Source organism: Paenibacillus monticola (assembly GCF_009664975.1).
In the GTDB taxonomy this organism is placed as follows: Bacteria; Bacillota; Bacilli; order Paenibacillales; family Paenibacillaceae; genus Paenibacillus_AQ; species Paenibacillus_AQ monticola.
In genome coordinates this window covers 211,360-231,958 of the sequence record NZ_WJXB01000004.1, presented here as the reverse complement: position 1 = coordinate 231,958, position 20,599 = coordinate 211,360, and the positions used below count along the sequence as shown (strand labels likewise).

The 20,599-nt window shown below is 43.7% G+C and carries 21 protein-coding genes; 5 read left to right on the top strand and 16 right to left on the bottom strand.

Annotation, left to right across the window (positions count from 1 at the left end):
• The first annotated feature begins 335 nt into the window (after positions 1-335).
• Together GJB61_RS13715 and GJB61_RS13710 are read left to right on the top strand one after the other, a co-directional pair.
• Positions 336-1,160 carry an ATP-grasp domain-containing protein gene (locus GJB61_RS13715; protein ID WP_229521669.1) on the top strand — a complete coding sequence of 275 codons (825 nt, stop codon included), beginning with the start codon at positions 336-338 and terminating at the stop codon, positions 1,158-1,160.
• 13 nt (positions 1,161-1,173) lie between these two features.
• On the top strand, positions 1,174-1,923 hold the full coding sequence (locus GJB61_RS13710) for an esterase family protein (RefSeq protein ID WP_154119069.1): 750 nt from the start codon (positions 1,174-1,176) through the stop codon (positions 1,921-1,923).
• A 65-nt stretch (positions 1,924-1,988) separates the two neighbouring features.
• Here the strand turns inward: GJB61_RS13710 and GJB61_RS13705 are convergent, their stop codons facing one another.
• The 9 genes from GJB61_RS13705 to GJB61_RS13665 form a co-directional block, all read right to left on the bottom strand.
• A complete protein-coding gene (locus GJB61_RS13705) occupies positions 1,989-2,276 on the bottom strand; it encodes a DUF6509 family protein (protein WP_154119068.1) in 288 nt (95 codons plus the stop codon).
• 168 nt (positions 2,277-2,444) lie between these two features.
• On the bottom strand, positions 2,445-2,642 hold the full coding sequence (locus tag GJB61_RS13700) for a hypothetical protein (RefSeq protein ID WP_154119067.1): 198 nt from the start codon (positions 2,640-2,642) through the stop codon (positions 2,445-2,447).
• A gap of 45 nt (positions 2,643-2,687) precedes the next feature.
• The gene (rlmN, locus tag GJB61_RS13695) at positions 2,688-3,785 is read right to left on the bottom strand and encodes a dual-specificity RNA methyltransferase RlmN (RefSeq protein WP_154119066.1); all 1,098 of its coding nucleotides are present in this window, start codon (positions 3,783-3,785) and stop codon (positions 2,688-2,690) included.
• 154 nt (positions 3,786-3,939) lie between these two features.
• Complete coding sequence (locus tag GJB61_RS13690) at positions 3,940-5,157, bottom strand: polysaccharide deacetylase family protein (protein ID WP_154119065.1); 1,218 nt, start codon at positions 5,155-5,157, stop codon at positions 3,940-3,942.
• Positions 5,158-5,162: 5 nt separating this feature from the next.
• On the bottom strand, positions 5,163-5,870 hold the full coding sequence (locus GJB61_RS13685; protein ID WP_154119064.1) for a hypothetical protein: 708 nt from the start codon (positions 5,868-5,870) through the stop codon (positions 5,163-5,165).
• A 242-nt stretch (positions 5,871-6,112) separates the two neighbouring features.
• Positions 6,113-6,775: a glycosyltransferase gene (locus GJB61_RS13680; protein WP_154119063.1), complete on the bottom strand. Its 663-nt coding sequence runs from the start codon at positions 6,773-6,775 to the stop codon at positions 6,113-6,115.
• Positions 6,776-6,911: 136 nt separating this feature from the next.
• Complete coding sequence (locus GJB61_RS13675) at positions 6,912-7,268, bottom strand: nucleotide excision repair endonuclease (protein ID WP_154119062.1); 357 nt, start codon at positions 7,266-7,268, stop codon at positions 6,912-6,914.
• Between the two features lie 102 nt (positions 7,269-7,370).
• The gene (locus tag GJB61_RS13670) at positions 7,371-8,342 is read right to left on the bottom strand and encodes an NAD-dependent epimerase/dehydratase family protein (protein WP_154119061.1); all 972 of its coding nucleotides are present in this window, start codon (positions 8,340-8,342) and stop codon (positions 7,371-7,373) included.
• A 100-nt stretch (positions 8,343-8,442) separates the two neighbouring features.
• Positions 8,443-9,000, bottom strand: a complete 558-nt coding sequence (locus GJB61_RS13665) for a TetR/AcrR family transcriptional regulator (protein WP_154119060.1) — start codon at positions 8,998-9,000, stop codon at positions 8,443-8,445.
• A 225-nt stretch (positions 9,001-9,225) separates the two neighbouring features.
• Between GJB61_RS13665 and GJB61_RS13660 the strand changes: the two genes are divergently transcribed.
• Positions 9,226-10,722 carry a peptide MFS transporter gene (locus GJB61_RS13660; protein ID WP_154119059.1) on the top strand — a complete coding sequence of 499 codons (1,497 nt, stop codon included), beginning with the start codon at positions 9,226-9,228 and terminating at the stop codon, positions 10,720-10,722.
• Positions 10,723-10,816: 94 nt separating this feature from the next.
• Here GJB61_RS13660 and GJB61_RS13655 read toward each other — a convergent pair whose 3' ends face one another.
• From GJB61_RS13655 to GJB61_RS13625, 7 genes are all read right to left on the bottom strand, one after another.
• Positions 10,817-11,557 carry a Bax inhibitor-1/YccA family protein gene (locus GJB61_RS13655; protein WP_154119058.1) on the bottom strand — a complete coding sequence of 247 codons (741 nt, stop codon included), beginning with the start codon at positions 11,555-11,557 and terminating at the stop codon, positions 10,817-10,819.
• 77 nt (positions 11,558-11,634) lie between these two features.
• A complete protein-coding gene (locus tag GJB61_RS13650; protein ID WP_154119057.1) occupies positions 11,635-12,888 on the bottom strand; it encodes a nitric oxide synthase oxygenase in 1,254 nt (417 codons plus the stop codon).
• A gap of 116 nt (positions 12,889-13,004) precedes the next feature.
• A complete protein-coding gene (locus GJB61_RS13645) occupies positions 13,005-13,283 on the bottom strand; it encodes a hypothetical protein (protein WP_154119056.1) in 279 nt (92 codons plus the stop codon).
• 93 nt (positions 13,284-13,376) lie between these two features.
• Positions 13,377-14,036, bottom strand: a complete 660-nt coding sequence (locus GJB61_RS13640) for a response regulator transcription factor (RefSeq protein WP_154119427.1) — start codon at positions 14,034-14,036, stop codon at positions 13,377-13,379.
• Positions 14,014-16,389, bottom strand: coding sequence for a sensor histidine kinase (locus tag GJB61_RS13635; RefSeq protein ID WP_154119055.1), 2,376 nt, complete (start codon positions 16,387-16,389; stop codon positions 14,014-14,016). The genes GJB61_RS13640 and GJB61_RS13635 overlap by 23 nt, the downstream gene beginning before the upstream one ends.
• A 24-nt stretch (positions 16,390-16,413) precedes the next feature.
• A complete protein-coding gene (gene comX / locus GJB61_RS13630) occupies positions 16,414-16,593 on the bottom strand; it encodes a competence pheromone ComX (protein WP_154119054.1) in 180 nt (59 codons plus the stop codon).
• A 143-nt stretch (positions 16,594-16,736) separates the two neighbouring features.
• On the bottom strand, positions 16,737-17,654 hold the full coding sequence (locus GJB61_RS13625; protein ID WP_154119053.1) for a polyprenyl synthetase family protein: 918 nt from the start codon (positions 17,652-17,654) through the stop codon (positions 16,737-16,739).
• Positions 17,655-17,930: 276 nt separating this feature from the next.
• Here GJB61_RS13625 and GJB61_RS13620 point away from each other — a divergent pair, with 276 nt between their 5' ends.
• Positions 17,931-18,527: a TetR/AcrR family transcriptional regulator gene (locus tag GJB61_RS13620; protein WP_154119052.1), complete on the top strand. Its 597-nt coding sequence runs from the start codon at positions 17,931-17,933 to the stop codon at positions 18,525-18,527.
• Positions 18,528-18,552: 25 nt separating this feature from the next.
• A complete protein-coding gene (locus GJB61_RS13615) occupies positions 18,553-20,574 on the top strand; it encodes a chemotaxis protein CheA (protein ID WP_154119051.1) in 2,022 nt (673 codons plus the stop codon).
• Positions 20,575-20,599 lie beyond the last annotated feature (25 nt).

Sequence of the window (20,599 nt, the reverse complement as noted above, 5' to 3'; positions counted from 1 at the left end):
TATTTTTTTCCCCTCATTTCCCTAAGAATAGCGCCGAATTTTGTTACCACTTACAAGCACAGGGAGCAACGGTATTAGGAATCGGAGATATTGAATATACACATCTTGAGGACAAGCTGAAAGCTTCACTAACCGAATATTACAAAGTTAATGATCTGGAGGACTACGAGGAGATTCTAAGAGCTGTAGGCTTCTTTACGCATAAATATGGCAAAATCGACCGATTCGAGTCTCTCAATGAATATTGGCTGGAGCTGGACGCCCAAATTCGTACAGACTTTAATATTTATGGCACCAAAACAGATTTTGTCTATAATCTGAAGCAAAAGTCTAAAATGAAAGAGTTTTTTCATAAAAGCGGTGTGAGTACGGTTCAATTCTCAACGGGAACCACTCGCGAAAGCGTAGAGGCCTTTATACAGACCACCGGCTTCCCGCTAGTCGTCAAACCAGATCTCGGCTCCGGAGCCAGCATGACCTATAAGATTAATAATCTTGAGGAGCTAGACCACTTTTTCACCACGAAACCTGCTGATATTGCCTTTATTATTGAAGAATTCATCGACGGGATCATTCTTACCTATGACGGACTAGTAGATATTAACGGTGAAGTACGGTTTGCTGTAAGCCATCGGTTCGAGAACAGTGTAATGGATGTAGTGAATAACAATGATCATCTCTCCTATTACTGTCTGAAGGACATCAGTCCTGAGGTTGAAAGTGCCGGCAGAGGCATATTGAAGGCTTTTGAGATCAAAGAACGTTTCTTCCATATCGAATTATTCAAGTCGAATAAGGACGGACGGATTATTGCCCTTGAGGTTAATATGAGACCCCCCGGAGCCTGGATGACCGATGCGATCAATTTCACCTATGACGTAAATATTTATAAAGAATGGGCTAGTATGATTGTACATAATGAGGTTGGCGGACCTTATGAGGGTAAATATTACACCGGATATGCCAGCCGCAAACAACATAAGCATTATACCCATAGCCACGAAGATATACTTCACACCTTTGGTCCACAAATCGTAAATTATAATGAGATCGAGGAAGTATTCAGCAGAGCCATGGGGAATAGTGCATATCAATTCCGTTCTGGCCAATTAGAAGAGGTTCGGAACATTGTGAATTATGTTCAACAAGAAGAGGGATAGGGTGTGTTAAGGGATGAAGATCAGCTACCATAAAGAGTACAGTCACTTTTTAGATCGAGAGATGGAATATAAAATATATGGTCATGCCGGAAAACCAATGCTTGTGTTTCCTACATCGTTAGGGAGATTTTATCAATATGAGGATTCAGGAATGGTGGACACGCTTCAGTCATTCATCGAAGCTGGCAAGCTGCAGATTTGGGCCTGTGACAGTATCGATGAGGAGACATTCTTCTCCTCCCACTGGAATGTCGAAGACAAAATCAACCGGCACGAGCAATATGATAAATATATCTCACAGGAATTGATTCCTGGCATTCTTCATCAAAGTAAATGGAACAATGGTGGAGCCGACCAGAAAATTCTAATCTCCGGCTGCTCGATGGGAGCTTATTACGGTGCCAGCTTCTTCTTCCGTTACCCGCAGTACTTTGATACCTTAATCGCCCTTAGCGGTGTTTATTCCACCCATTACTTCTTCGGTGACTATGTAAGTGAACAGGTGTACCTGAATTCACCCTTACACTACTTGCCTGGGCTGCATGATGAATATTATCTGGAGCAATACAGACATAGCAACATTATCCTCTGCGTCGGACAGGGAGCTTATGAAGATGAGATGCTGCATGAAACCCGCCTGCTTCAGGACCTGCTGCACCACAAAAAAATCCCGGCCCGGATTGAATATTGGGGCAAGGATGTCGACCATGACTGGCCTTGGTGGAATAAACAGATCCAGCATTATGTGGATAGCTGCCTATAATACAAAAGCAACGGCTTCGCCGTCCTATATATAGGACGGTGAAGCCGTTGCTTTCTTACATTTCTTTATTCCGGTAAATGCTCTTTACAGAAAAGGACCAGTGCTGCTTCCTCATCTTCTTCAAAATCGAATTCCAGAACATTACCTGTTGTTGTTTCCTGCAAATCGTAGCTGACGATACTAGTCTGCTCGTCTTCCACTTTAACAATCACACGAGCGGATACCCCATTCTCTACGTACAGCTCATCATCCTCTGGAACGTCCAGATTAATGACGAATTCATATCTCTTGCCGGTTAGAATACCAAATGGGTCCTTTAAGTTGTCCACTTTATAACTCGTAAATTTCAGCATTGCTTTAATCAACCTCTTTTCCTTATAACTACCAAACGTAATTGTATCACAAAAAGATCAGCGAATGATTCCTTACAATCAGGATTTCTTCGCAATCTGTAGGTTTAGCACATGATATCAACCAGTTTTTCCAGGGAAGTCCTACTTTATCCCTCGTATCGGGTATGCCTACTCCGTCCGATTCACTAAATCATCGAGAAAACGTCCAATCACCTCAAGCTCATCTGGACGATATCTACTAAGAAGCTGTAACAGCTGCTGTACGGGTTTCTGATGACCCTCTTCATGAAGCTCCCACAATGTATACCCGGTAGGGGTTAAAGTGAAGCATACTTCCTTTTGATACTCTGTAAAAGAACTCGCCAAAAAAAGCGTACCCCGAGGGATACACTTCTTTTGCTAAAACTTATTTCAGCCTGCTACCATGCTATCCTTAGTCAAGCTGTTCTCTTTAGACTTCTTGATTTGTTTGCTTCTGAGTTGCCCGCAAGCAGCGTCAATATCTACCCCATGCTCCAGGCGGGTGCTCACGCTCACATCCTGCTTCTTCAAGGTGTCAAAAAAGGCCCGTATGGATTCCAGCTCACTTCTTTGATATTGGCTGTGCTCATCAACCGGATTATAAGGAATCAAGTTCACGTTAACCAGTTGCCGCCGATGGCCGATCAGTTCCGCAAGCTCCAGCGCATGCTCCCTGCCGTCATTAACATCCTTCATCAGGATATATTCGAATGTAATTCTCCGATTGCTTTTCTCCAGATAGTAATCAATGGCTGACATTAATTTCTCTATAGGAATAGCCCGGTTAATCTTCATAATCCGTGTCCGCAGCTCATTATTAGGCGCATGCAGCGAAACGGCCAGATTCACCTGCATATTCGCATCGGCGAATTCTACAATTTTATCAGCAAGTCCGCTCGTCGATACAGTGATCCCTCTGCCAGCAATCGCCAATCCCTTATGATCCTTAATAATCGTTAGAAAATTAAGCAGGTTCGTAAAGTTATCAAATGGCTCCCCAATTCCCATTACTACAACGTGGGTGACTTTGTGTTCAGGGTTCACTGTATCCAGATACAACTGTACCTTCATGATCTGCTCCACAATCTCACCGCTGGACAGGTCCCGGCTCTTAGCCAGCAATCCGCTCGCACAGAAGCTGCAGCCGATATTACAGCCTACCTGAGTCGTAACACATACGGACAAGCCATATTTCTGTCTCATGAGCACCGTTTCGATCAGGTTGCCGTCCTTTAAGCGGAACAGAAACTTAATCGTTCCATCCTCGGATTCCTGCTTCACATGTTCTTCCATAGTATCGATTACAAAATGGTCGGCCAATAATAGAACGCACTCTTTATTTACATCGAGCATCTCCGCGAAATTGGTGATCCGCTTCCGATACAGCCAATCCCAGACCTGGGTTGCCCGAAATCTTTTATGTCCATATTCCAAAAGCCATGCCGTCAATTGTTCCAAAGTTAATCCATAAATGGATTGTTTATTCATTTTATATCCTCTTTTCAAAACATTAAAGTTCAGTCCTGCTTATTGTCTCAAATTTTTTTTATTAAAACAAGAGGGTTTGCCGTATTCTAGCTGTGATATCTAAAAAGCGCACCCCTGTACGGGTACGCTTTTTAGATTTTCCAAGTTTAATAATCTATTTAAAAATCGCAAACTTCATGTTCTTGCTCTTCAGATATTCGATAATCTCAGGCAGTGCCTTAACGGTAATACTCTTCTCATGCAGGAGATAGATTCCTCCGGAGGGGTCCTCTGCTTGAAAATATTGCAGAATCTCTTCCTTACTCTCGGCCTTCCAATCCTGTGGATCTCGGTTCCATAACAGAACCTTCATATGCTGTTCCTTCACCTTGTTCGCCAGCTTATCATTAATTGAGCCATATGGCGGACGAAAGATAGTAATTGGCGTTTGAATAATTTGTCCCAGAGCCTGATTTGCTTTGGCTAGATTATCCTGATTCTCCTCGATACTATTCTTCACTAAATCACTGTGATCCCAGGAATGGTTCCCGATCAGCATCCCATGCTCGTTCGCATACCTTACCTCATCCGGATGCTTTAATACATTCTTGCCAACGAACAGAAATGTTGCAGCTACTTTGTGTTCTGTTAGAATATCCACGATCTGCTTCGTATAATGAGACGGACCATCATCAAAGGATAGAGCCACATAACCATCCGGCAAGCCATATTCATATTTGTTCTCGTCTATATTAATATCATAGTACAACTGAGTCTGTTCCTTTGGGGGCTCTGAGGGTTCTGGGGAAGGAATTAAAGGAAGTGGCTTAGAGCTGATAACTTTGGAGCTTACTCCAAACACCGAATTGTCTTGAGCATCAGCGCTTTCCATTAACAAATTCTGATCTAATTGCAGACTCAGTATAAAGAACAAGAAACTGAACATTAGGCATCGCCAAACGATTTGTCCTCCCTGCCATGCTGACTGGTTCTTCGGAAGATTAACCGCAGCAGCAGGAACCACAGCCTGATATTCCCCCTCTTCTTCCACGTGGGTAAGATCATACTGTTTGAATTGGAGAAGCTGTGATACATAATCTTCAGAACAAGCAAAATACATCGTTTCACTGAAGCTTCTGTTTATTTTGACAAGTGTGCTGTAATACGTTTGTCGAAAGGGGTCCCGCTTCGGATAGATCGATAACCTCACTCTTTCACCGAAAAAGGGACCCAACTGGTCCAGCTGATTATATGTAAATTCGTCAATGGTGAGAACGCATTTTGTATACCCTTCATTACGGGTTAAACCTACCTCAAGCTGATAACCGACTGACTTATGCTCAAGCGACAGTAACTCAAGCATCAGAATGGTGTTGGGTTCAATAGATGACATTAATCCTATGTATCTCCGTTTCCATCTTTACGCTCTGTCAGGTTGTTGGCAAAGGGTAAAGTCATCCGATTAGTGAAGTCACTGATCATATTGGAAAGATATGCTTTTTCTTGCCGGACCGTATCGTATTTCTGTCTTAAATGCGAATTCTCGATTTCTATCCGGCCGATCTTTTCTTCCAGATCATTAATCTTTTTATTTCTGTCTGCATGTACCTCATTGTGCTTCTGTACCAGACTAGTGTACTTTTGCTGCTCAAGATCAATCGTACTTTTTAATTCTTCGACCTCATGTGACATCGATGTCTGGATTTCGCGATAATCTTCCATTACTTGATCTACTTTAAGGTTCTTCTCAATCAATTTATGCTCAAGCTCTAAGATGTTCTTCTCTCGCTCTTCAATAACTTTGTTAAGATTCTTTAAGTCCCGGTTCAATCGATCAACATGGCTACTCGAATGGGTCAATCGATCCTGAAGCTCATTAATATTGGTCTCGGCATGCTGTCGTGCCTGAATGATCTGCTCTACGGAGAAGATCAAATCTAATGATTTCTTGTCGAGTTGTGCTTTACCCGTGGAGATTAGACCGCTGATAGTCTCGGCCGCCACATGATCTTCTTCTTGAACAGGTTCTTCCGTCATTTGTATCATTTGATACACATTAGGCTGCAATGGTTTCTCAGCAGTTTCTTTCTTTTTAAAAAAGGACATCTATCCTCTCACCTCGTTACAAATGTCAAAAAATGTCGAGTACTCTTACGAGTCTATTATAGAGTATATATTCTATATGTTAGTGAGCCTTTATATCTAATTTATTCAAATGTATCTTAAGGCCTAATTTTCTGCTAACAGAAGTATAATCCATGTCTTAAGAATGATTTTTCGCGGATAAATTATTAACAATTTGGCTCCAAAACCAAAAAAAGGCACCTTTTCAGGTGCCTCTCCTTGAATTATTTAAAACGCTCTGGAAATTGTTTGATGATTCCCTCTGTAAGGGTATCTGCAAACTTAATCATATGCTCTTCCCCTTTATCAAAAGCAACGATCTCTGCATCATAATCCTTCTTCACTCTTGCTGTAAGATCATCAGTAAGCAATTGCAAATGCTTGTAGAACATTGCCTGTAATTCTTTATTCGACCAATGAGGGTTTGCTTTGCTGAGAAACGCAGCAATATCATCCGCATTTTTATACCAGTCTTTATTATACTTATCTACATCCGCCTGATTTCCGGCTTTCAGTACCTCGACGATCTTACCGGCAATAAGAATATGCTCTCGCAGCAACTCAGCCAGCTTATTACCAGCTGCTTCTCCGTAATACGGCTTGATGGCATTGCCAATGTCCTGCTGATTCTTCAATAACCTAACTAGTACCTGCTTCTGATCCTCCAAACCTGCAAGGGCGCTTACAGCATAAGCCCTTGTCCATGTCACATGGTCAATCCAGAGCTTTCGAAGGTCCCCTTGCAGTTGTACCCCTGCTGGACCCAAATATTGCTTGTTCATATCAAGGCCGTGACCGTACTCACTCTCTGCGGCCTGGGTCGTGATCGGCAGCAAACTGACTGTTAAGAACACCCCTATCAATATTAGCTTCAGAATCCTTTTCATGAATTTCTACTCCTTTAACTGGGGATTAAACAACCTATTGTATTATGGACTACTTCGCTTATTTCATTCGCTTGAACTCTTAAACAGCAAAGAGCGCAATCCCTAAGGACTGCGCTCTTTGCTCTAACTCAGCTATTTACTTGTAGAACACTTTATCCACATTATATTTAGCCTTTTGTGTATTGATAAGATAGGTCTCATAAATTTCTCTATGGACCGGATCTTCAATCAGACAAACATCAATTTTGTAGACTTCGTCCCGATGCATCTTCATGACCGATACGCTATCCTCAAAACACTTCTTAATGCGTGGTCTCAGCTTTCTTGCCTTGCCGACAAACAATAGCTCTTCATTGTCATTGTAGAACATAAAGATACCGCCCAAATCTCTAGGGATCAGGTGGAAATCAATGAATCCGTAAATATTGCTCAGCTCAGGAGCAACCTGTTTGGTCATACTAACATCCGGCTTGGGAATGGTTATGTTTATCATTTATAGCTCACTTCCTCTTTGTATATAGGACTAAATATTATCACAGATTGGAGTTCATGACTATTTCTATCTTTCACAAATATGCCGTTAATTATGAATATGCTATACATTTGCCTTCCGGCTCATTATCGCCTGCATCGTCTCTGTAAACCCTTGCTCAAGGGAAGTTGTGGGGATAGGGCCAACTAAACGTTCATACTTCTTTCCGCTCAGTACTACAGGCTCTTCGGTCAAATAGAGCATTTCAACGATCTCCTTCATGACTGGAATGAATAAACCCAGTAGGGATAAGCCAATCCTTCCCATAGGTAGAACCAGCTTGGATTTGCCACTCACTCGTTGCGCAATGTGGACGATTTCACGGCCGGAGATGATACCCCCACCTGGAATGTTCCAGTTCTGTCCATAAGCCTCATCTCTGCTGGCTAACTCCACAATCATGATCGCCGCATCGGGCAGATACACATATTCACGGGCCACCTTCATATTCCCTACAAAAAGCGCCGGTTTACCGGCAGCGATCGACTCCAGCGTTGAGCCTAAATACGAGGCTTCATTGGCGGAAGGGCCGAAATAATCCGGCAAGCGCACAATCATCCTTTGCGCTCGGTTCCAGCGTGTGCTAAAGAACATCTGCTCGAACTCAAGCTTTACTTTCCCCTTCTTAGTATGTGGGTTCTTCGGATAATCTTCATCTATAGGCTGCTCATTTGTTCTTCTGCCATACGGATAAATCCCATCTACAGCGACGACCTTGATGCCCAGCATATTCGCCGCCTGCATAACCGCCTCTCCCATGGGCAGCAGCCGTGTACTCATTTCGTTATAAGGTACTGAAGCACTATGAAAAATAGTATCCACCCCGAGCGAAGCTGCAGAAATATCTTTCTCATTAAATACATCGCCGGTCTTTAGGGTAAGTCCGACTGGATTTCCTAGTGTTGCCGCCAGCAACTCCAGCTTGGGAAGCGACCGTCCAAAGGCGACAGCTTCTATGCCTCTTCTTAAGAGTTCTGCGATAATTACCGTTCCTGTTCCACCTGTTGCACCCAACACTAATGCTTTTTTCAACATGCATATCCCTCCATTTAATTTATTTATTGATCAATCACTACCCAACATGTAGTAATATCCAGGATCTCATCCCTTCGATATTACCTAGAGCTGATAAACCTTACCCACGATCCAAATGCTTAGGCTTTAGTTCAGGCATTCCAAGTGTCATGGAAATGTTGCACAACATACCGTTAGCCATAAAGGTGCTTACTTCTACCTCGGGATGCTCCATCCCGGCTGTTACAAATATCTGTTTCACAAGCTCTGTTATGTCCCGCATTCCCTGCCGTATCACCTGGCGAATGGCTTCGTCCCGGATGCCTAAGGCCTGAACCTGCAAAATAATCTCATTGGGATGCGTCTCCATCAATCGTTCATATACCCTGATCGCTTCCCAGACGATTTGATCTGCAGGAGCATTTACTCCCTTAAAGGAGCGGGTAATTCGCTCAAAAGCCCGTTCTAAGGTAGCGACAAATAACTCTTCTTTGTTCTTGAATATCTTAAAGATATAGGGCTGCGAGATGCCGACCTTCTCGGCTACCTGTGCTGTTGTAGCCCTAAAGTAACCATGTTCAGCAAAAACAATAACAGCGGCCTCTAATATCTGCTCTCGGCGATTTACTACGATAACTTCATCCGATTTTGGTTGCACCGAGTTTAATTCTTTAGTCATAGTGTCCTCCTCACAGGGATTTTAGTTATTGATCAATCACTATATAATTCATTATAACCGTTGCTTTTTTATAATTCAACCCTATTTGACTCTCCACAGCAGGTTTAGATTCACTTTCTGGAAGGGAAATGAACTTGACGATAGGCTGACACAACTGTAACATGATACTAGGGCATATCCTTTTAGGGATGTCTTTTTTCGATTTACGACAGGGAGGTTGTCCGATTGACAGATATAAACAGACAAACCATTGTAGAGAGTGTGCCACAAAAAGGATTTTTTGGACATCCCAAAGGTCTGTTCACTCTTTTCTTCACAGAGTTCTGGGAGCGCTTCTCCTATTATGGGATGAGAGCTATCCTTGTTTATTTTATGTATTACGAGGTATCCAAAGGCGGCTTGGGTTTTGCTGAAAATACCGCTCTAGCGATTATGTCCATCTATGGATCACTTGTGTATATGTCTGGCATTATCGGTGGCTGGTTTGCCGACAGAATATTAGGACCTTCAAAATCGATTTTTTACGGTGGAATATTGATTATGTTCGGGCATATTGCTTTGGCAATTCCTGCGGGCACAGCAATGTTCTTCCTGTCCATGCTCTTGATTGTAATGGGTACTGGACTACTGAAACCAAATGTATCCAGCGTTGTAGGTGAAATTTACAGTGAAAAAGACCATCGCCGGGATGCAGGATTCAGTATCTTTTACATGGGAATTAATCTCGGGGGATTCCTTGCTCCTTTAATTGTAGGAACTATAGGGATGAATTATGACAACTTCCACTTAGGTTTTGCTATTGCTGCTGTCGGGATGTTTGCGGGATTGCTGATCTTTATCCTGACCAAGAAAAAAAATCTAGGTCTGGCTGGTACTATCATAGCGAATCCGCTTTCCGCCACTGAAAAGAAAAAAACCTTCAGCTTCATGGGAATTGGTGCAGCAGTAATTATTATCCTGATCGCTATCGCCATTCCAATGGGGTTATTAACCTTTGATACCTTTATCGCTCTTATCGGCATCTTAGGGATTCTAATTCCGACTCTATATTTCATTGTCATGTACCGCAGCCCAAAAACAACTGTTATTGAGCGTTCCAGAATCCTCGCTTATATTCCGCTATTTATTGCATCGGTGATGTTCTGGGCTATTCAAGAGCAGGGATCAACCATTCTTGCTAATTATGCAGACAAGCGTACCCAACTGGAGTTTGCTGGAATCCAGCTTTCTCCTGCCTGGTTCCAATCGCTTAATCCGTTGTTTATTATTATACTCGCACCTGTATTTGCTTGGCTTTGGGTGAAGCTTGGGGCTCGTCAGCCCTCTGTTCCCACCAAATTCTCGCTAGGCCTGCTATTCGCCGGCTTATCCTTCCTGGTCATTCTTGTACCGGCTTACTTTGGCGGTAATAACTCGTTGGTTAACCCGCTTTGGCTCGTTCTAAGCTATCTCATCGTAGTGATTGGGGAGTTATGCCTGTCACCAGTAGGACTGTCAGTCACTACCAAATTAGCACCTGTGGCCTTCTCCGCCCAAACAATGAGCTTGTGGTTCCTATCCAACGCCGCGGCCCAGGCTATCAATGCCCAGATTGTTAAATTCTACAACGCTGATACCGAAATGTTGTACTTTGGTGTCATCGGCGGAGCCGCGCTCCTGCTGAGTCTGCTGCTCTTCATGCTTTCTGCCAAGATTCAAGGCTTTATGAAGGGTGTGCGGTAGCCTAAACTAGCTGATTAAAGTTCAAAAGCCCTCTGGTACTCTGTGAAAGATATTTCACAAAGGCCAGAGGGCTTTTTTAATTGAGGAGCATAGATTAGTTGCGGCTCCGCAGCTTGGACAGCAGACGCAGGATCTCAACATATAACCAGACGAGCGTAACTGTTAAGCCAAATGCCCCATACCATTCCATGTACTTCGGCGCACCTTGCTCCGCTCCGGTCTCGATGAAATTGAAATCCAATACGAGATTTAGGGCGGCAACGATCACGATAACCACCGATATGCCAATACCGATTAAGCTGTTGTCGTGCAGATATGGAACCGTAACGCCGAACATCCCAAGTACAAAGCTAAGCAGGTAGACCAAGGCAATTCCGCCTGTAGCCGCTAATACGCCAAGCTTAAATTTCTCCGTGGCCTTAATGACTCTAGTCTTGTACGCCAAAAGCAAAGCGAAGAATACGCAGATGGTTAGTAATGCTGCCTGTAAAGTGATCCCGTTGTATAAAGATTCATACGATGCTGAAAGCCCACCCAGAAACACCCCTTCAGCTATTGCATAGATCGGCACCAGATAAGGAGCCGCTGTAGGCTTGAAGCTTACAATTAAAGCCAGGATAAAGCCAAGAATTGCCCCTCCTATTACATAAGGAAATACATTCTGACCTTCAAAATACAACATCCAGATGCTAAACGCACCGCCGAGCAGCATAATAAGTGTTATAAACGCTCTGTTTACAGTTCCATTGATTGTCATTCGCTCTTGTCCGGAATAACGATCCGTCCGATCAAAGGTTTTGTCATTTAACGCCGGATTTCCGCTGCGACCTATCATAAGTAGCTCTCCTCACCAGATTCTATTTTGCCTCATTATATCATGCTTCAACAATCTCATTCCCAAAAGGAATACGGCTATGTATCAGTCTTATGGTGAAAGGGACAAGCCATTTCCACTGGTTGCATGTCTATCTCGGATTTCTCCACGCCATCTCTACCCTGCTGCTGGTCTGTCTCCTTCAACCAGCCCGCATAGGCCGACTTTTGGTAAAGAAAGCGGGGGCTGAGATCAAGTTCCTTTATGGTGCGGTCATGCCAGATCGGAGTAGCCGATGGGGACATAGGTGGAATAAGCCAGGACCAGCGGCCGGATACCTGCCGTCCACGTTCCTCTTCTTGCTGTTGGAAACGCACAAACTGATCAGCTGCGGTGTGATGGTCAACAATACTGACACCTGCCTGCTTGAAAGAGTACAGCACCGCACGGTTCAATTCAAGCAGAGCCCGATCCTTCCATAACGAAGTGTTGGTGGAACGATCCAGTCCCAGTAAATCAGCAACAGCGGGCAAACGGTTATAACGTCCGGTATCTCCCAGATTGCGGGAACCGATTTCGGTTTCCATATACCAGCCGTTAAAAGGAGCAGCCGAGTAAGAAATCCCACCGATCTCCAGCTGCATATCCGAAACGATGGGAACGGAATACCAGCGCAGCTGCAGCTCTGGAAAACGGGAGATCTCGGGATGACTTAAAGGCACCTCTTGTACAAGGTGTCTGGGAATGGGAAACCAGCGAGGTTGGCCGTCCCCGATACTAATAACCAACGGCAGCACATCAAAGTCTCCGCCTGTTCCCTGCCAACCGAGCTGCTGGCAGACACGAGTGAAGGCGTCCGATACCGGATCGCCGGAACGGGACTTATTAGCAGTCTCTGGATAACCGGCATAGCGAACTAACTGATGGTTCCAGATGCGGATACGCTGAGCGGCGTCTTCACCACTATGAAAGACAGTAATTACCGGACGAATACGTCCTCCGTTATTCGCCTGCTTCAAGTGCTGCAGCAGTTCTTCCGCTACCTGCTCCTCGGTCTTCGCCTCGCGGGCATCCAACACCTCCAAAGTGTGCCAGAACAGGCGACCGATACAGCGACTATTATGGCGCCAAGCCATTCGTGCTCCGTGCACCAGTTCCTCTTGTGTATGGTGATAGGTGCCAGATGCATGTATCTCAGAACGTATTTCCAGAATACGTTGCTCTATTTCAGCCTCAGACTTCTCCAGCTCTGTATAACAAAGCTCAATGAATGCCTCTGCCTGAGCTGTCAACTCTTCGATACTCTTGTTACCCACCCTGCTCACTCCCTGATCTTTTGCCAGTCTTGCCATAAATAAAGTATAACATTGAGCTATGGTTACCACATCTTTTCAACGCAACCCAGCCTGTCGAAAGAAAGAACAGCCTGCGAAGCGCATAGGCTTCACAGGCTGCAAGTAAGGATCGTTTAGCGATTAAGTGGACTATCTGGCTTATCCAGCGCAGCCAGTCTAGTCTTCTCGTCATCTAATATTTGTTCGGCAAATTCTACACCTTGATCATTTAAGGAGCGACCGGCTACACGAACGGCTTCTTCTGCATGTTCCAAGCTATTCTCAGCCTGGGAAATGGTCTGTTCATTCGGATGGCTCAAAGCCTGCGAGACAGAGTCATGCAGTTTATTAACTGAATTCTTCGTCTGAGCCGCAGTGCTGCTATCCTGCAGAGTAGTATCGTAACGTTTCATAAATGAGAATATCTCCCTTCTGAAATGCTCCTGCTCCTCTATAGGATGTTTAAGGTGACGGCTTCTTATACATTTCAGTTTCAGCTCATTCGTTCACAAAAAATCACTAGAATGAATCAAGTTCAGTCGTCTGGCCTCAACTACCGCCTCTGCCCGCGAACGAACGCCCAGCTTCTCAAATATCCGCGTCAGGTTATATTCAACCGTCCGTTGACTCATCAGCAGCTTGCCAGCAATATCCTTATTCGCACTCCCGCTAGCTACCTCTTGCAGAATTTCCTGCTCGCGCTCATTGATCGATACAGCTTCCAGGGCCCTCTCTTCCCTGGATTCGTTTAAGCGAATCTCCCGACGGCGAAGCTGCCGCAGCAGCGATACCGGAATCACTGCTTCATCTCGGAGCGCGCAGCGTATGGCGTTAAGAAGCTGCACTCGGGTGACCGTCTTGCTTACAAAGCCCGAGACTCCAGATTCAATCAGCAGATTGAAATGAGGGCTAATCTCATAGCCCGTATAGATTAATACCCGGCTATCTGGGTGAGCGCTCATCATCCTCTTGGTCAGTTCGAGACCGCTAATTACCGGCATATTCAGATCGAACAGCATCACGTCGAAGGTTTCCGTCTTGACCAGCTCCAGCGCTTCCATGGCCGATAAAATAACGGTCACCTGCATCTCTGCATCCTGCTCAATCATATTTTTGGTTCCTTCGCCTACGGAAGGATGGTCATCAACCAACAAGATATTTATCATCCGATTCATCCTTACCCTCCATTGCTGTACTCACTGACTCTAACGGCAGACTAATGCTGATTTCCAGTCCTTCACCCACCACGGATTGGAACTCAATCTCCCCTTCTAGACTGCGAACTCTCTCCTTAATACCCGATAAGCCCATGTGCTGATAGGAGTCACTTAATTCGCCCAGCTCCATGCCAATTCCATTATCTTTGTACAAAAGCCGAATGCTCTCCCTCTGCTCTAGCTCAATAATAACGGTTGAGGCACTCGCATGCTTGCTGGCATTGCGCAGCAACTCCTGAACAATGCGGAATAGGGCTAACGTCTGTTCATCATTCAATTCTGCGGTGAACCGCTTCACACGGAAATCAATGGCATAATCCGAACGGATTTGGGTCTGTTCGAACAGATGCCCTAGCGCCTCCACAATCCCCATTTCCTTGAGAAGTGGGGGTCTCATCTCGTTGCAGGTCTCACGAATCTGGTGAATCACATCCAGCAGACCTTCGTGAATCGTCTCAAGCTCCTGATATAGCTCAGCAGATATGACATGATCCAGCATGACGGATTCAAGCTTACGGTACCAGATTAGCTGGTCCTGCAGCGCTGAGTCGTGCAGGTCTGCAGCCAGTCTACGCCGTTCAATCTCCGACAAATTAAAGATCAACCGCATCACCCAAGGCGAAGCACCCTTCTGCTTCTGGAATTCCAGTTCCAGATCCTCAATCAAGCTTTCAATCAGGTACAGGTTCTCATAGACGATAGCGGTATAATTAGCCAAAGTCTTCAACCAGCCCAACTCATCCAGATTATATTTCGTCTGGTTCTCTTTATCATCCAGCCAGAGCACATGAAAGGTTGAGCCCTTGTGTCCCATAACGATACACAACCCATAGGGAACTGATACTGTCTCTCCGACCGTCAGTTGATGGACCGAGTTCTGCAGTGCAGATATCACCGAAGGATGGATGCCCTTAGCCCCTGTATTGGACTGGGAAGCATGCACGCGCTCTTTGCTCACTTCCAGAAAGGTCATCTTTTTGACTAGTAAGGTAGACAGGATCTCTTGTTCCAAGACCCGCTCCAGGTCTGCACGCTTCATTACACGTGAGATGCGAGTCGAGAAACGATCCAAACTTCCCTGAAAGTTATACAGATCTTTATTGAAATTCGGTCTTAGACGGAAGTCCGCATATTCCTTACAAAACAGAAAAAGAGTGAGCATAAGGTAAACCACCAGAAGCATCTGTATACATCTGACCCACGAAAAATCATGCTGGTTCAAAATAAGCACACCAAAGGTGGTAATTAGCAAAGTTGGAATAAAAGAAATAATTGTAAAGTATAAAAAACGATTTAATAGAAAATCAATATCAAATAACTGTCGGTTCATAAACATGTACAAATATACAATTGGAATCCCTAATAGAAAAATAGAGGCCACCTGCGAAGTAATAAGATTTACACCCACCAGTTGAGGCATACCAAAAAAGAGAATAAACGGTAGAAAGCCGATCATATGCCCAATTAACGTGAACTTAAATAGTGTCCTCAGATAATCCCGGCGATGTCTAACAAATTTCTCGATTAGCCTATAAATAATATACAAATTTACAGTTATAAAAAAAGGTAGAATCAGCGGAACGCCTGCAAAAAAATAAAAGTCGAAGCCCGTCAGCATTCTTATGACTAGAAGAGAGAGGATAACAGTGACAACGCAATACAAAGCCACAAATAGTCCTCTGCGGACTAATGGCTCTTCATAACGCTTGAGATATTGATTTAGAAATTGCAGGAAGAAAATAGGAACTAAAGAGAATGTAGAATAGAAGGTCAGCATTCCTACCGGATTCGCTCTCCCTGATGAGAAGGAGCTGAAATAAGCCAAGCCAGTGGATAAGAAAAATAGAATGAGGTAGATAGCTGCCATATCGCCTTGCTTCCGATGGTAAACAAACCACGAAAATCCCGCAAACAATAATACGGAGCATAAGGGTATAATAAACTCCAACAAAAGATCTTCTGGACCAATCCCCTTATCTACAGTAAGAGTAATGTCTTGCTGAGCGCCGCCAGCGTTAGTTCGGATTAAACGAATGGTGGATGCCCCTTCTATAGCGTTATAATTCTTTATAAAGAATACGGAGGATGGAATTTCTCCATCCACTTCCATGATAATATCTCCCGCTAGAATACGGCCATATCCCCAATATCCAGCGGGAGTATCTTTAGTTACCACATATTGACCTGTATTATCTTTTTCAACATCCGTACCAATCATTCTATGCTGTAGAATGCTATAAGATAAGTAAACCGTTAGGATTGTAATCATTAACGAGAATACAGCAACTCTGGATAGTTTCAACAAAACTGCTGCCTCCCAGTCTATCTAGAATTTCGCCCAAAACATTGACTTCATCACTTCATTCTTATCACTTCTGCTGCCAATTACATCGACTAATGCTCTTTGTTCCACTTCGCTAATTCCTGCCAATTGAAGTTGATTGCTCTGTAAACGAGCATACATCCCTGGATCTTTCATCAAATTTTGAATCAATTCCTTTAACATATTACATTCCTCCAATCGGTTTTTAAGAGGTTAGCCTCTTAGATTAAATATAGCATTCCCAACTATTACTAGAAACGCTAAGTGCACTAGTATTTCCCGCAAATCCTTGCGGTTCTTAATGTGATGTGTGGTTGATACTGAATCTATTCAGCTAAAGCAATGATTTGGTCCGTCCAATAGGAGTCCATACCCAGCTTATTTACTAGCTCCAGATAATTGTAATAGTGCGTTCTCATTCGTACCGAAGTATAGAGAAGCGTTCCTGTCTGTTCTAGGATCTTCTCAATCTCTTCCCTGCGGTGAAACACATCCTCCAGTTGGAGGCGCTTCTCGAAATAATCTAGAATCCAGCTCTCTTCCTCCGAGATGGACTCCAGCAGATACAATGTGGGCAGCGTCTTCTTGCGGTTCCAGAAATCATTTTTATTCTCCCAATTCAGCAGGTCACCAATATCATTCTTGATCTGCGCGGCGATCCCAAGCTCTTCAGCATAATCCCTCACCTGTGCGTTCCATTCACCTGTTGCGAGCAGCGTGCCGATCATACAGGCAGCAACAAGCAGAGCCGCTGATTTCTGCCTAACCATACACAAATAGTCCTCTTCATTCGTTATATCATTCTGCAAATCTGTCGTTTGACCATTTATGGCCGTCAGAATCTGTTTACTCATCACCTGTGCAGCTTCATGCGTCCGCTCCAGAGCGAATTCGCTAGTTAATAGCATTTGCTGTGACAACGTCAATAGTCCTAGGGCAATGTTAAGTGCAATTTCCGGGGCCATCTGGTTCCAGGCCATACCCTTGTTATCCTTGTCCTGAAGATCATCAATAATATCAAGACTAAGAACCATCAGCTCCACCGCCGCCGCCGCACGGAATATCCCATCCCCAGTTCCCTCAAAAATACGATAGTGAAGTACGGTCAGCTTGCCAAATAGCATCGATTCCCGCAGCTTCTCCTCTACACAGGCAATTCCCAGTTCATACATATGCGGTACGATAAAGTAAGCTTGCAGGTTATCCCTAAACTCCTTTTCAATTAACCGCTCAAAATCATCCATACTTATCGACCCCCATACAGCGCGCTAATCAAATTTATTACTGGAACTTATTCTATATAATCCGGGTATTTCCTTCTTCTAACTCACTTGTAGTACAAGGGACCTCGTCGACTATGCCATTTGAACCATGAATTCTATGTTAATAGAGAGAAATTCCCAATATGTTCACACATTATTCGACAAATATCGTCCTTTCTAACTATTAAGTCGGGTATACTACGTCATGTAAGGTGTCAGGTAAGTGAGTGTTTACTTTCTGCAAGGAGTGAAATAAATATGGTCAAGTCTCTCATTCATACAAAAGAAGGATTGGTGTTATCTACGATTGAGGTAATCAATGACATTGGGATTAATAATCTGTCCATTCGAAAAGTAGCCATGCAACAAGGAGTATCCGAAGGAGCAATCTTTCGTCACTATAAATCTAAAAATGAGCTTTTGCTGGCGGTACTGGATTATTTCTCAAAGTATGATTCCGACGTGTTTGTTACGGTGCAGTTAAATAAGTTAACTGCCACAGAGTCCATTCATTATTGTTTCAATACCTATGCTACTTATTACGAGAACTACTCTGCCATCACAGCCATTACACAAATATACGAAGTTCTTCGTTATGAACCTGAACTCCGGACGAAGATCGATAGCCTTATCGCGAATCGCATGAATTTCATGAAAGGACTAATCGATGATGCCATAACCAACAATGAGATCGCCCCCTATGTGAACAGTGAACAATTAGCCACGATGATGTGGGGTTACTTCCGGGAGATCTGTATGCAGTGGCGTATGAGTGGATTAGCGTTCTCACTAAGAGATCGTGTACATGAAGCAACAAGTATGTTCTTGGATGCTTTCTGCGTGAAGCATCAATAGCAAAAGAGAGTTAAGGTGATGCAAAATGTCGGAGGAATACATTAACGAACCCATGCTGGAAATATTCATTTATGAGACTTCTCTCCAGCTTGAACAATTGGAACAAAAAATGTTAGAGAACGAAGATACTTTCTATAAAGAGGAAGTCATCAATGAAATTTTCCGACACATGCATAGTATTAAAAGCGCCTCATCAATGATGCTTTTCAATGAAATCTCTAAACTCGCACATTCCATTGAGGATCTTTTCTATGTGATCCGCGAGGAGAAACCTGTCCAGATTGATTATTCAATGCTTTCTGACCTTGTCTTTGAGGGGATTGACTTCATCAAGATAGAAATTCTCAAAATTAAAGAAGGGGCTGACGCCTCTGCGGATGCCTCTGAATTAATCCAACGTATAAAGCGTTATCTAGAACAATTGAAGGAACTGAATCCAAGTCTTGCAAGAGTAGAACAGGCAAAAGTAGATTCGCCAAAAAAACAGCAATTCTATATCTCTAATAATAAAAAGGTAGAAAAGACCGTCCATCAGCATTCGTATCAAGCTCGTGTATTTTTTGAAGAGGGTTGCGAGATGGAGAATATCCGGGCATTTACGATCATTCATAACCTCAAAGACTTCACGACTAACCTGCAGTATGAGCCGAGTGACATCATTGAGTCTGAAGACAGTGTAGACATAATAAGAGATACGGGGTTCCTGGTTTCCTTCAAAACGAATCGAACCTATGACGAGATGTTTCAATTCTTTTCACAAACGATCTTCTTAAGGGATTTGGAATTAACCGAGCTAGTTCTTGAGGATAGTGAATTAGAGCTTGGCAGTGACCCACCTGTGAAGAAGTTCCTCGGGCAAGAAGAACAGAAGACCGGAAATGTGGCAGCCACTATCATTAGCGTTCAGGTACAAAAGCTGGACCGTTTACTCGATCTGGTGGGTGAAATGGTCATCGCCGAAGCCATGGTCACCGAGAACCCTGATCTAATGGATCTGGAACTAGACAATTTTCAGAAGGCAGCCCGCCAGCTCAAAAAGATCACGAGTGAGATTCAAGATATGGTGATGTCTATCCGCATGATTTCGTTATCCACGACCTTCCAGAAGATGAACCGGCCTGTTCGGGATATGTGCAAGAAATTGAATAAAGAAGTCAAATTGAGTCTGATTGGCGAAGACACAGAAGTAGATAAGAATATTATTGAACACCTCTCTGATCCGCTTATGCATTTGATCCGGAATTCAATGGATCACGGATTCGAATCTCCTGCTGAACGTGAGCAAAATAATAAACCGCGAACAGGCACATTAACTCTCGAAGCCAAAAATGTCGGCAGTGATGTACTCATTATTGTTAAAGATGATGGCAGAGGATTAAACAAAAGTAAAATATTACAAAAAGCACATAGCAACGGTCTGCTGAGGAAAGCAGAGAGTGAATATACCCATAAAGAGATTTTCAATCTAATCCTTCACCCCGGCTTTTCTACCAAAGAACAAGTCACAGAGTTTTCCGGCAGAGGCGTGGGCATGGATGTGGTAGCGAACAATGTTGAAACCATTGGCGGTTCCCTTCAAGTGGACAGTACCGAGGATAAAGGAACGGTTATTACCATCCGGATTCCGATAACATTAGCCATTGTTGATGCAATGAATATTCGGGTGGGACAATCCAAGTACACTATACCTACTTCATACATCAAAGAATCATTGAGACCCAAAACCTCGGATCTTATTGTTGACCCGAATGGCAATGAGATGATTATAGTGCGTGGCCTTTTTTACCCCTTAATTCGCTTGCACGAGCGCCTACATCATGCAGCAGAGCGCAGCAGTTTATTGGATGGAATTGTCATAATCCTCGAAAATGATGATAAGAGCTTTTGTATTCTGGCCGATGAACTGCTGGGTCAAAAACAAGTTGTTGTTAAAGCACTTCCAAGCTTCTTTCAAGGTTCCCATAAGGTCTCAGTCCTAGCCGGCTGCACCTTGCTAGGTGATGGGAGTATTAGTCTCATCCTAGATATTCCGAAATTATCAGGATAACTATAAAACCAGAATAACATTCATT